The following is a 12,576-nucleotide window of genomic DNA, read 5'->3' as shown; positions in this document are numbered from 1 at the left end:
CACCCCACCATAGGTGCGTTCAAACGGGCCAATATTGTCAAACTCCCGGATGACTTGATCAGCCTGCCGGTCATAACCAAATCGTCTTGCCTTCTCCAGATCACCGAGCCTTTCGCGCAGAAAGCTGGCGTCGTTGGCAAGACGAGCGAGCACATAGTCGGGTGGTGGCAGTTGTTTTTTGCCGAGAATGTTGCGCAGTTTGGCATGGAGTCGCCAGGCAGCCACGCTCCTGCCAAACGCGCCGTCATTTTTAACGATTTGTCGCATACCGTGCCTGAGTTGGTTCACCACTCTGGGGTTGACGACTTCATGGCTATTCTTGAATGATGACATGGTGTGATCCTATCTGATGCGGGGTGTTAAAACAATGCCCATTGTTAAACTTTTGGAGTCAAGCAACATCCGGCGGTTGCTGAAAATGGAGCACGAAAAGGGTGGGGTGCGTAGATTTTTTTGCAAAACGATGCCTTTGGCATGGACACGGTTCGCAATTTTTTACTTATCTTGTCGGAGGATATCAGTCACGTCGGGGAGTCCATCGTGGACCCACCAAACAATTTTTTGTTGTCTTGTAACCATAGTTGGTAGATCTGACCCGTGGCTTCCATGCCAAAGGCCTCATAGAGCCTCTCCACCCTGTGATCGTCATAGATGCCAACACCGGTTTGCAGCACCACCGTCACCACGTCAGGAAAGGAGGCCGCCCAGTCAAGAAATCGGCGCAACAAGGTGGTCCCACTGCCGCGTCCTTCTTGTGTCACATAGAAAAAAATGTCGGTTGCCACCTTGGCCGGGCTCCAACCATATACCCTGCTCGTGACGGCCACCAAGGCGCCTACCACCTCGCCCTGGCGTTCTGCTACCCAAAGTTGTTGGCGTGGACTGCGCATGGCCACCATGCAATCCCGCTTGAAGGCTCCGACATCCATTGGCAAATCCCGATATCGGCTTGCCATGTGCGCCTCATGAAGCAGGTGACCCAGAGCGATCAGATCGGCCATACGTCCGAGACGCACCGTGGTTTTTGGCGGAGTGGCCCACGCAGATACTGCACCAAACGTCGTGGAGGAAACCTCCTGATGCGCAGGGGGAATCGGTGATTTTTGTTGATATAAGTTATCATCATGGTCTCGCATAGTCAACAACTCCTTGAAAAAAAACGGGCGAGGTTATTGCCTCGCCCGCCCGACCATCACGTCGGCATGGATATCGGATCAGATGGTGATGGCGCCCGCCCCACTGAGTGGCCGGGAAAGATCAACATAAGTCGCGGTAATGTTGGCGGTGTTGAGCGCCGTGGTGCCCAGGGTAAAGTTGGATCCAGTGGCATTGGCCACAAGAATGGCACAGAACGGGCAAACGGTCGTTCCCGGATCGGGCATCACTGCATCCGCCGAAGAGGTGACAACACTCCCCTCCACAACCGACAAGGCACTTGCCGTGCTCAGGCAGAACAGATACCAGCGGCTTTTTCCTGTTGCCAAAACCGTCGGGGTGTAGCCGGATATGGCACTGATGTCGATCTCCGCCTGTGCGGCCAGGGTGTAAAATTGGCTGTCGATGGTAAAGTTGGCAGCACTGGCGGTCAAAACGTTTTCCCTGTTGGTACCGTGAATCGCCAATCCGACCTTGCTGAAACAACGAGTCTGCGCAGCGGTGAGAAACGACGTAAACAACGCCCGCAAGTCGGCATGCCGGGTATTTTCTGCAATCGAAACACTCATGACTACTCCTAACATGTGTGGGGAGTGTACTCCCCTTGCAGTGATGCAAGAAAATGGGGGGCAAAGCCCCCCGGTCATTGTTAGCGGTAACTGCCTCAGGTACCGGTCGGGTTGCTGGTCACGCCACACTCCAGCCGGACCATCCAGGCCTCGTTCAAACGGACAGCCGTGAAGTAGGTCTTCCACGAGACGTACCCACGCTGACCCAACGGGTCGGATTTGGAAGGTTTGCCAGGATTGAGAACCATGGGTTCGATATCCCGTTCTCCGGTCAAGGCCACCAACCCATAGGCCCCACGCCCCACATAAATGATGGGATAGACATCCACCTTGCTCCCACCCACCGACTTCATGCCGTTGAGCGTTCCGCTGCCAGCGGCCTCCCACGGGGTCATGTGGGGGGTGAGAACATAACGAACATCTTCCACCTTGCCGACCTCCTGCGGGCAGGTCGGCTTGTAGGAGCCATACTTTTCCACCGGCACGAAACCGGTCATGCTGCGAATGTCGGACTCCAGATCGGTATGCCCCAAAGCCACATAGGAAGCTGCCACCGGCTCCGTTCCCTGACCGTCGCTCGGGCCGATCCGCAACGCAATCTGCCGCGCCTTCTGCGCCTTGAGAAAACGGGTGATCAGCCGCTGACGGCCCAGGGTGACCGGATCATTGACATCCGTCCGGCTGGTGTCGCCGGTACCGGCGTAAAAAACATTGGTGCCACCACTGATCAATCCCCAGGTGAGGGTCTCGATGGTTTCACCAGCCTGTTCACCGGCCAGGGTTGCCGCATCCTGCAAAACGGCATCTTCAATGAGATCGGCAACTTTGTCCGTGATTTCCACGGGAGCGCCGTACTGTTTGAGGGTGGCCACGATGTCTTCATACTGCATTTTTTGCGCTGTCGGGCTCACCCCTTCGACCAGGGGGGTGATCGCAGCGGTAAAGGGCACCGGGCGGCGAAACTTGACGCTTTCCGCCGTGTTCTTGGGCACCTCCTTGACCAAACCAAATTTGCTCAGAACCAGAATCGGGTCCGCATGTTCCAACATGGTGGCCGCAACCCAGGCCGCCGTCCGTTGACTGATATCCCCGTAGGATGTCATTCCACTTGTTGTCATTTTCTTCCTCGATACGGTTTATCTTTGTTTTACGACTCGCTGTTCGTTGTTTACAACCAGACCATCCTGAGATGCCGGTGGTCTCTCCCCGAGGCCAAGACATGGCTGGCATGCCCCCTTCCATACCCGGGCGCAAGGGGATCATCGTGTTCTGCACTTTTGGCCACCGCATGCCTCCTCCATGCTGCATGGGGTAACCAGACCAACGTATGCTTGCAACGCATACTTCGTGCGGTCCGGTCATCAACACTTCTCCATCCTGACCGGACGGCACGCAAGCCTTGCCATATTGTTTCCCTAAAGTTTTTTCTTTTCCGTCGTTGACCCCCGACAGGTTCCACGTACTCAGGGCGTGGCAACGTCCAACCGGCCATCATGCTCGATATGGCGTGGATTCATCCATCAAGATCCAGATGATATGGCCGCACAGACGTTTTGACATGACCAGGCATATTCAATCACTCTTTACAAACCGGACCCAAACTTGAACTTTGTCCCGATTTCACGCGCCTGAAGCTTCTCCCGGGCGTTCACGTCCATATCCTTGAGATTGATATCGGTTTGTAATTCAGCTATTTTTTGATCGTGCTCTCCTTGCAGTCTGGCCATTTCCAGTTGGTGCTGGCGCAGGCGATCCTGGGCATCGAGCTGCATCTCTTCCCTTCGCATCGCGATTTGATCCGATTTCAGGGCAAGCTCCTTTTGTTTGATATCCCGTTCATCCGGCTGATCGGGAGATGCTCCCGCTGCCGGCTGTTGGCTGGCTTGAAGTTGTTGGTTGGCGAGAATCTCTTCATCGGAGAGAATAAACTCGTCCGCAGACAACATGTTGGCCTGTGCCAACTTGCGGTACAGAGGGGCCGCCCGGGTCAAAGGTCCAAATACCGGATGTGCGGCAAAGTTGAGCGCCAGGGACATCAATTGTTGGGCCTGGATCTCCCGGGCAATCAAGACCGATGAACCCCTGGCATCCACTTCAAAATCCCCTTTGATGCCGGGTTTATCATTGAACTGCATGTTCCATTGGTACAAGCGGCGCATGAGCGGTCGGGTGAGGTGGTCGTCATAATTGCGCACGGTGCGCCTCTGCACAACGTTGGCCGAAGTATGCAGGATCGACAAACCCAGAGCCGTTTGATGACCGGCCGGGAGTCTATCACCCTGTGCCACCGTGGGTTGATTGGTCTCTTCGTCGGCCAGTTGGCGCGCCAGGTTGTAGATGGCTGCCAATTCGGGTTGCCGGGAATCGATGTGAAAAGCCTGAAATGCATCCCCGGCGGAGAGCCCTCGATCCTGCTTGAACCATATCTTGCGGGGAGTCAGGCGCCACTCGCCATCAGCCGGCTCCACAGCGCCACGATCCATGACAATCTGCGGTCCCGTGGAGAGAGCCGCGTTGTCCAGAATCATCCGATAGGCTGCATTCATCACCCGTTGTGGGCCCCGCATTAAATAGGGAATGCCAAAACCAAACAAACAGGCCTCATCCTGCTCCCAACAAAACACGGCGTAGGGTAATTCACCACTGTCCAGATGATTGATCCCAACCTTGAGGACACGACCCTGGCAAAACCAGACAGTACCATTCACCTGCACGGAATTTTCAGTGTCATCCAACCCTTCAGTCTGTAAACCCTGCCACATTTGCAACAACCCCGATCCCTGTCCCTCCTGTTCCAGATAATCCGATGACAGCGGCCCATGGTATTCCCAGATTTCATAACGTTTGAACTCCTCCAGATTGGACAACCCGGAGATGGACCGAATTTCCTGAAGATATCCATTGCCGTTCCGACTGCATCCAGGTTTTTCCAATAAAATTTCCCGCACCGCCTCGGCATTGAACCCGGGCCGTTTGACCAGAGATCGCAACTCCTTTTCTGTCATGAGGTGCCTTTGAAACACAAATTCCACCTCATCCATGTTTCTGGCACTCATATCAGGGAAAAATCCCCACGGATCCACACGCTCGAAATAGGGACGCAACTCCTGGCGTACCTGTTGCGACGCGCTAACTCCCAGGGCTGTCAGTTGCATGGGTGGACGTATCCGCAAATTCACCATGGGGCCTTTCATGATGCCGGTTCCCAAAATGACGGCATCGTGGATAACGGAACGGGAGTGGGGAAGAAACTGGCACTCGACGAGTTGATCCTCCATCTCTCGTTGCATGGCCTCGGCTCGTTGTTGGGCCTCGCTCTGCAACTGCTGCATAAACTCACTTTGGGTCACGGGTTGCCCCGTCTCTGGATGACGGATCGCAGCGCCGGTTTCAGGATGAACCATGGGAGATCCCTCACCTTGCCCGGTCCAAAGGTCTGGAACCGGCGTCGGTTTGATGCCCCAATTACGATCATCGGTAGGAAAAAGCATGTCGGTCAAACGGGCCTCGGCTGTATTGGCCTTGCTTCGGGTCAGATTGACAAATATGCGACTTTGGTTCTCTCCCAATTGACTCAACGTGGTCGGATCATACTTTCCATGGTACTGCCGCAAATCTTCAAGCCACCTCTCTTCCACTTGCTGTTTTTTTCGCACCTGTTCCTCGGCAAGTTCTGCCAATCGGTCTGAGTAGAATCGGATTTCATGGACATTTCTGGACGATCTTTTTGAATAGCCCTTCATTCTTCACGCTCCCCTTCCTTCTCCCGCATCAAACAAAAAGTTTTTGTACACCAGTCTTGCAATCATTTTCTGGTGGGTGTTGGATACAGAATACGCAAAAAGCAGGAGATACCCGCCCCTCGGACAAAGGGCGAAAACCCGCCAGAAAAAACCTGTATGAAACAAAAAAGCCGTACCCGGAGAGGTACGGCTGGAGAAACGATCAAAAGCGCCGCAGGAAACCTGCACGGCCTTCGACACAGGCGACTCATCGGGAGAAAACGAAACTCCCCCGAAATTGAAAACAAAAACCCTATGATGGATGGTTGTATAGCCTGTTTTGTGCCCCCCATGCAAGCAGTAATTTACAATTTTCTAAAAAAATGGCTTTCCATGTCATTTTTTCTTTCATGGTCAGCCCGCTTCAGCGTGGGGCAAAATGGGGCCGTTGCCGGGCGCCGCATGATTACGTGATTTTTATGTTTGTTTCACTTCCATCACTTCCACAAAGGTGGTAACCATGGGGAGTGGTATTGTTTTCCTTTCCACGAAACCAAAGCGGGGCTCAACATGAAAATCCTGATTGTGGATGATGAGTTGAACAATCGCCTGCTTCTGAAGAAGCTTCTCACCGGCGTCGGCCAGTGCGACATGGTCTCCAGCGGTCAGGACGCCCTGGTGCTGTTCGAGCATGCTCTGGGCGAGAACACACCTTACGATCTGATTTGCATGGACATCATGATGCCGGGCATTGATGGACTGGAGTGCATACGCAGGATGAGGGAACTGGAAAAAGAGACGGAAGTTCCCCCAAGTTCTGAGTCCATCATCTTGATGGTCTCCGCGCTTGACTCACCTCAAACTGTGGTGGAGGCTTTTCGCAAGGGGGGGTGCACCGACTACCTGACCAAACCCATTTCCCGGGACAAGTTGTTCAGCAAACTGCTGGAATACGATCTCATCAGCAGTCAGTAGCGACAGGCGACGAGAACACCCCGCCAACTCAACCACGTCTGTCACGACTTCCGGGAGAATTCTCACGTTTCAGGTGAGGTTTCCTTTCGTAGCTGACTTCCTCGCCAATGGGCGCGACAAAAACCGGGATATCGCGCACCTTCCTGCGAAAGTTGATCATGGCATCCTTGGCCTTTTGTTGATCAACGAACTGCCCAACCCAAAGGAAATACCACTGCTGCCCATTTCTGTTCCGTGCCGTGTAAATAGAGGTATGGAAGCCCCTCTGCCTGATGCGGGCTGCGGTTTTTTCAAAATCCTGAACGGATGGTGCAGCCGCAGCCTGCAAGGCATACCGATACTGGCTGTGGTGACGGGTTTGGGGTGGATCCGTTCGTTCGGGTGATGCAGAACGCCCTGTCGATGCGGGTTTCGTCTGGAGCATGGAACGACCACCACCATCCTGGACAGAGACCAGCGCCAACTTGTCCCCTTTCTCTGCCAATTGACGGTCAGCCGGCAGTTTGGCGGCCTCCTTGAGCGGCGCACCCGCCACCTCTCCATGAGGGGCACTCTTGTCGGATGGACGATCCTTTTGGCTGCGTTCCGGAGGAGACAAACGCACCGGGGCAGCGACGACAGATTGACCAGGCTCCCTGCCAAGCAACACGGTGACATGATCTTTTTTGAACCGCTCCTCCAACTCTGACATGACCACATCAACGACGGCATCCAGGGACTTGCTGCTGTCAACCGGAATGTCACGGACCCAGGTGGGTTCAGTGTGGGGGGGTTCGTATAATTCAACCAGAAAGAAGCCATTGGGCGGAGGCTTCATACGGCCTGTCAGCAAATGGGTGATGCCTAAAGCCATCAAGCGCTCCATACCACTCTGTGAGCGAGGATCAACCTCGGCATTGTTGGTTTCCAGATAATTCAAACCAAAACGTTCCTGGCTTCTTCCAACCAAAAAGCTTTGGATCCGATCACGGGCCTTCACAAGGTCGGTCGGGGTACCGATCTCCTGAAAGGGGTGGAGCAAAAGGCGGGTTGAAGGTTTGTTTTTAGGCAGAGTCAAAGGGATTTCGGGGTTGGCCGGAGGAAGGCAACCACCCACCACGCCCGCGAGGAGCGTCAAGAGCAGACCGACGAGGGGCGTCCATAATCGCCACATGAAGCCATCGCGACCATTATTCTTGCACAACCCCTCATGCGGATTCGTCAGGTGAATCACGTCGCCTCCTCCTCCGGAACGGAGTTGGATCCGATCCAACTCCGTCATTCAGATCGACCGACCACACACACTGCCAGAAAAGATTGATCTCAATCCCGCCGGAGAAGGTCAACCTTGTCCGGTCGGTTGAGCCACCCCGGTTACCGGGTCAATTTTTTGTAACGAACCCGATGAGGTTGATCCGCTGCCTGTCCAAGACGTTTGCGGCGATCGGCGTCATAGTCCTGATAATTGCCCTGGAAGAAAATCACTCTCGACTCCCCCTCAAACGCCAGGATGTGGGTAGCAATCCGGTCCAGGAACCAGCGATCATGGGATACCACGACGGCACTGCCAGGAAATTCCAGAAGGGCATCTTCAAGAGCCCGCAAGGTCTCCACGTCAAGATCGTTGGTTGGCTCATCGAGGAGCAGAAGATTGCCGCCGCTTTTAACCAAACGGGCCAAGTGGACACGGTTGCGCTCGCCACCGGAGAGAAACTTGACCTTTTTTTGCTGATCCGCACCCTTGAAGTTGAACCAGGAGACATAGGCGCGTGAGTTGACCTCACGATCCCCCAGGGAGACCGTATCCAGACCGTCGGAGATAACGTCCCAGACGGTCTTTTCCGGGTCAAGGGCAGCCCGATTCTGATCGACATAGGTCAATTTGACCGTCTCGCCCAAGCCGAGGCTGCCAGAGTCTGGTTTTTCCTCACCCGTGAGCATACGCAGGAAGGTGGTCTTGCCAACACCGTTACCACCAACGACCCCCAACAAGCCACCGCGCGGCAAAATGAAGGAAAGATCATCGATCAGGATACGATCCCCAAAGCCCTTGCTCAACCCTTTGGCTTCGATGACCACATCGCCAAGGCGCGGGCCAGGGGGAATGAAGAGTGATGTCGTTTCGCGGCGCTTTTCTCGATGTTTGGCGGCGAGCTCCTCGTAAGAGGACATACGAGCCTTGCTCTTGGCTTGGCGGGCCTTGGGCGAGGAACGAACCCACTCCAACTCATGCTGCAAGCGCTTGGTAAGAGCCTCATCCTCGCGTTTCTCCAGGGCAAGGCGTTTCTCTTTCTGCTCCAGCCAGGAGGAGTAGTTACCCTCCCAGGGAATGCCGCGACCCCGATCCAATTCCAGGATCCAGCCGGCAACATTGTCCAAGAAATAGCGATCATGGGTGACTGCCACAACCGTACCGGGATATTGCTCCAGAAAACGCTCCATCCAGGAGACCGACTCAGCATCCAGGTGATTGGTGGGTTCATCGAGAAGCAGCAGATCGGGGGCATTCAGCAGCAACCGGCAGAGGGCAATACGGCGTTTCTCACCCCCCGACAAATGCTTCACCTCGGCATCCCAGGGTGGCAGACGCAAGGCATCGGCGGCAATCTCAAGCTTGCGATCCAGATCCCAACCATCCACCTGGTCAATGGCCTCCTGCAACTCGGATTGCTCCGTCACCAAGGCGTTCATCTCATCGTCGTTGGTCACTTCGCCAAACTTCATGGAAACTTCGTTGAAACGATCAAGAAGTTTTTTGACCTCGGCGACCCCCTCTTCGACGTTACCTCTTACACCCTTCGCAGGATCCAACTCGGGCTCCTGGGAGAGAAAGCCCACCCGAATGCCCGGAGCTGGTTTGGCATCCCCATTGATTTCATGGTCCAACCCAGCCATGATCCGCAGCAGGGAGGATTTGCCAGCACCGTTAAGGCCCAGAACACCAATCTTGGCCCCGGGCAAAAAGGCCAAGGTGATGTTTTCCAGGATGATGCGCTTCGGCGGCACCACCTTCGTCAGCTTGTGCATGGTGAAGATGTATTGATGCGTTGCCATGGTGGGAATATCTCCGCCGGAGTCCTGGTAAAAGCTCAACGAACCTGGGTCAGCCAATCCTGGTGGGAGGGGTCGCGGCCATGCACCACATCGAAAAAACGCTTCTGTATGGCCTTGGTCACGGGCCCGGCCTTGCCGACGCCGATCTGTCGGTTGTCCAACTCCCGGATCGGGGTCACCTCGGCAGCGGTGCCGGTGAAAAACGCCTCATCGGCCAGGAGAAGCTCATCACGGGGAAAACGTTGTTCCACAACCGTGTAGCCCATCTCTCTGGCCAACACCATGATGGCATCCCGGGTAATTCCCTCCAGAGCCGAGTCGAGGGGCGGAGTCTTCAAGACCCCCTTGCGCAGCATGAAAACATTCTCTCCGGAACCTTCGGCGACATACCCTTCCGTATCCAGCAACAGGGCCTCATCGAAACCCGCAGTCAGGGCCTCGGTTTTGGCCAGAATGGAGTTGGAGTAGTTGCCAACGGCCTTGGCCCGGGTCATGGTGACGTTGGGATGATGGCGCGTGTAGGATGAGGTCTTGATGCGAATGCCGTTCTCCATGCCATCTTCGCCCAGGTAGGCGCCCCACTCCCAACAGGCCACGGCCACCCGGACTTTGCAGGGTTTGGGATTGATTCCCAGACTGTCGGCGCCCAGGTAGACCAGGGGGCGCACATAACCGGCCTTGAGTCCGTTTTGACGCAACACATCCAGACAGGCCTCCATGATTTCCGCCCGGGAGAAGGGTATTTTTATGTTGAGGATGTGGGCAGAGCCGAACAAACGCTCGATATGCTCGGTCAGCCGAAAAACGGCAGAGCCGGTGCCGGTATCCGTCTTGTAGCAACGGATGCCTTCAAAAACGCCAAAGCCATAGTGGAGGGTGTGGGTCAAAACGTGGATTTTTGCGTCGCGCCATTCGACCATGGCGCCGTCCATCCAGATTTTTCCGTCCCGATCCTGCATGGATTGGCTCATTTCGCATACTCCCCTTCAAATCCAGAAACCGTTATCGACATCAAGCCCAGTCAATCACCCGACCCCACACAGGAACCTAGACCATGACTCGCATCACACCATGGCATGTTGCGACTCCTTCCACACCCGCAAACGGCGACCTCACCCGTCGTCCGGGCCGTAAACTTGAGGGGGAGCCTTTTGTCGTTTTCCAATCTGTGACGCCCCGTACACAGGGGAGGACGTTCCGATCGGCCACACTGGCAAAGGGTCAGGTTCTCCCCCTCGCTGACCTGGAGCTTGTACGGCCCACCTTGGTCATACATGACCTGCGCCGGTTTGACACCGGCTGCGTCGGACCCGGACATGGACATTATACCGGCGAATTGGGGTGGAAACGGGTCATGATCCTTTCAACTCCTTGTAATAATTAATGAGACCATTGGTCGACGAGTCATGACCGGTCACTCTGTCGGATGATGTCAGCTCTGGAAGGATTTGTTTGGCAAGTTGCTTGCCCAGTTCGACCCCCCATTGGTCGTAGGAGTTGATGTCCCAAACGATCCCCTGCACATGAATGGCATGTTCGTACAAGGCGATCAGCATCCCCAACGTCCTGGGCGTGATGCGGCGCACCAGAATGGAGTTGGTGGGCCGGTTGCCGTCGAACACCTTGTGTGCGGTCAGGAGTTCCAACTCGGGGCCGGACAGGTTCTGCGCCTGCAATTCGGCGCGCACCTCGGCAGCGGTCTTTCCCTTCAGCAAGGCCTCGGTTTGAGCAAAAAAGTTGGAAAGCAGCAGTGGGTGGTGATCGCCTACGGGATTGTGACTCTGGGCGGCGGCAATAAAATCGGCAGGAACCAAGCGGGTGCTTTGATGCACAAGCTGATAGAACGAGTGCTGCCCGTTGGTACCCGGCTCACCGAAAAGCACAGGCCCGGTCTTCCAGGCAACCCTGGCTCCATCCCGGGTCACATACTTGCCGTTGGACTCCATGTCCGACTGCTGAAGGAAGGCCGGCAGGCGATGCAGGTACTGGTCATAAGGCAATACGGCAAAACTTTCGGCGCCGAGGAAGTTGTGGTTCCAGATGCCGATCAAAGCCTTGATGACAGGCATGTTTTGTTCGAGGGGAGCCGTCCGGAAATGTTCATCCATGGCGTGCCCGCCGGCCAAAAGCTCCCGGAAGCCATCGAAACCAATGGCAATGGCGATGGGAAGGCCAATGGCAGACCAGAGGCTGTAACGCCCGCCGACCCAATCCCAGAATTCAAACATGTTTTTGACATCGATACCAAACCTGGCCACCTCCTTGCTGTTGGTGGAAAGGGCCACGAAGTGTTTGCCAACAGCCTGTTCGCCCAGGTGTTCCACCAGCCATGCCCGGGCCGAGAGGGCATTGGCGATGGTCTCCTGGGTGGTGAAGGTCTTGGACGCCACGATGAAAAGCGTGGTCTCGGGGTCCAGCTTTTTGACCGTTTCGGCAATATGGGTGCCGTCCACATTGGAGACAAAGTGGAGATTCAACCCCTTTTGCACGTAGGGTTTCAGGGCCTCGCACACCATCACGGGCCCCAGGTCGGAACCACCGATGCCAATATTGACCACGTCACGGACAGGTTTGCCGGTCGCACCTTTCCAGGAGCCATTGCGCACAAGCGTGGAGAACTCCTGCATGTGCTGAAGGACATGCCGGACACCTGGCATGACATCCGCGCCATCGACAAGGATTGGACGGTCCGAGAGGTTGCGCAACGCCACATGCAGCACGGCGCGTTTTTCGGTGTTGTTGATCTTTTCCCCGGCGAACATGCGATCCCGCCACAACTCCACGTTGCACTCCCGCGCCAGTTGCAGCAGCAGACGCACGCTTTCCCGGTTGATCCGGTTTTTGGAAAAGTCGAACAGCATATCCTCAAGCTTGATGGACAAGGCATCAAAGCGATCCGGTTCCCCGGCGAAAAGGTCGCGCATATGCACGCCGGCCATTTGGTCCCGGTGTTTCGTCAGGGCTTTCCAGGCGGTAAGATCGGTGAGCGCAGGCATCTTTGGTTCCATCATGGCAAGTGTTCAAGGGGGACCATCGTTTGTCGAGACCCCAAATCCGGGGATCCCAAACCCGCCGGGGAGAGTAGCACAGTTCCATCCGGGTTCCAAGCCGACAAAATCCCC

Annotated in this window: 12 protein-coding genes; 2 read left to right on the top strand and 10 right to left on the bottom strand. The window is 55.5% G+C overall.

What is annotated here, in order from left to right; translation table 11 throughout:
• The 5 genes from HQL63_10370 to HQL63_10350 all read right to left on the bottom strand — a co-directional run.
• On the bottom strand, positions 1-333 hold a 333-nt coding region (locus HQL63_10370), incomplete at its 3' end, for a hypothetical protein (protein MBF0177232.1).
• A gap of 188 nt (positions 334-521) precedes the next feature.
• Positions 522-1,136, bottom strand: a complete 615-nt coding sequence (locus tag HQL63_10365; GenBank protein MBF0177231.1) for a GNAT family N-acetyltransferase — start codon at positions 1,134-1,136, stop codon at positions 522-524.
• 78 nt (positions 1,137-1,214) lie between these two features.
• Positions 1,215-1,724 carry a hypothetical protein gene (locus HQL63_10360; protein MBF0177230.1) on the bottom strand — a complete coding sequence of 170 codons (510 nt, stop codon included), beginning with the start codon at positions 1,722-1,724 and terminating at the stop codon, positions 1,215-1,217.
• Between the two features lie 95 nt (positions 1,725-1,819).
• On the bottom strand, positions 1,820-2,827 hold the full coding sequence (locus tag HQL63_10355) for a N4-gp56 family major capsid protein (GenBank protein ID MBF0177229.1): 1,008 nt from the start codon (positions 2,825-2,827) through the stop codon (positions 1,820-1,822).
• A gap of 480 nt (positions 2,828-3,307) precedes the next feature.
• Complete coding sequence (locus HQL63_10350) at positions 3,308-5,467, bottom strand: hypothetical protein (protein MBF0177228.1); 2,160 nt, start codon at positions 5,465-5,467, stop codon at positions 3,308-3,310.
• A 156-nt stretch (positions 5,468-5,623) separates the two neighbouring features.
• On the opposite strand from HQL63_10350, the gene HQL63_10345 reads away from it, so the two are divergent.
• A complete protein-coding gene (locus HQL63_10345) occupies positions 5,624-5,920 on the top strand; it encodes a hypothetical protein (GenBank protein MBF0177227.1) in 297 nt (98 codons plus the stop codon).
• A gap of 96 nt (positions 5,921-6,016) precedes the next feature.
• Positions 6,017-6,421: a response regulator gene (locus HQL63_10340; protein ID MBF0177226.1), complete on the top strand. Its 405-nt coding sequence runs from the start codon at positions 6,017-6,019 to the stop codon at positions 6,419-6,421.
• Positions 6,422-6,449: 28 nt separating this feature from the next.
• Here the strand turns inward: HQL63_10340 and HQL63_10335 are convergent, their stop codons facing one another.
• From HQL63_10335 to pgi, 5 genes are all read right to left on the bottom strand, one after another.
• Positions 6,450-7,634, bottom strand: coding sequence for an SPOR domain-containing protein (locus HQL63_10335; protein ID MBF0177225.1), 1,185 nt, complete (start codon positions 7,632-7,634; stop codon positions 6,450-6,452).
• Positions 7,635-7,774: 140 nt separating this feature from the next.
• Positions 7,775-9,454: an energy-dependent translational throttle protein EttA gene (ettA, locus tag HQL63_10330; protein MBF0177224.1), complete on the bottom strand. Its 1,680-nt coding sequence runs from the start codon at positions 9,452-9,454 to the stop codon at positions 7,775-7,777.
• A gap of 35 nt (positions 9,455-9,489) precedes the next feature.
• Positions 9,490-10,413, bottom strand: coding sequence for a branched-chain amino acid transaminase (locus HQL63_10325; GenBank protein MBF0177223.1), 924 nt, complete (start codon positions 10,411-10,413; stop codon positions 9,490-9,492).
• Between the two features lie 62 nt (positions 10,414-10,475).
• On the bottom strand, positions 10,476-10,772 hold the full coding sequence (locus HQL63_10320; GenBank protein MBF0177222.1) for a CDGSH iron-sulfur domain-containing protein: 297 nt from the start codon (positions 10,770-10,772) through the stop codon (positions 10,476-10,478).
• 34 nt (positions 10,773-10,806) lie between these two features.
• Positions 10,807-12,450, bottom strand: a complete 1,644-nt coding sequence (gene pgi, locus HQL63_10315) for a glucose-6-phosphate isomerase (GenBank protein ID MBF0177221.1) — start codon at positions 12,448-12,450, stop codon at positions 10,807-10,809.
• Positions 12,451-12,576 lie beyond the last annotated feature (126 nt).

The organism is Magnetococcales bacterium (assembly GCA_015231175.1).
Lineage (GTDB): Bacteria > Pseudomonadota > Magnetococcia > Magnetococcales > DC0425bin3 > HA3dbin3.
Note: the sequence above shows the minus strand (reverse complement) of the source record. Positions and strands in the feature narration are given on the sequence as shown.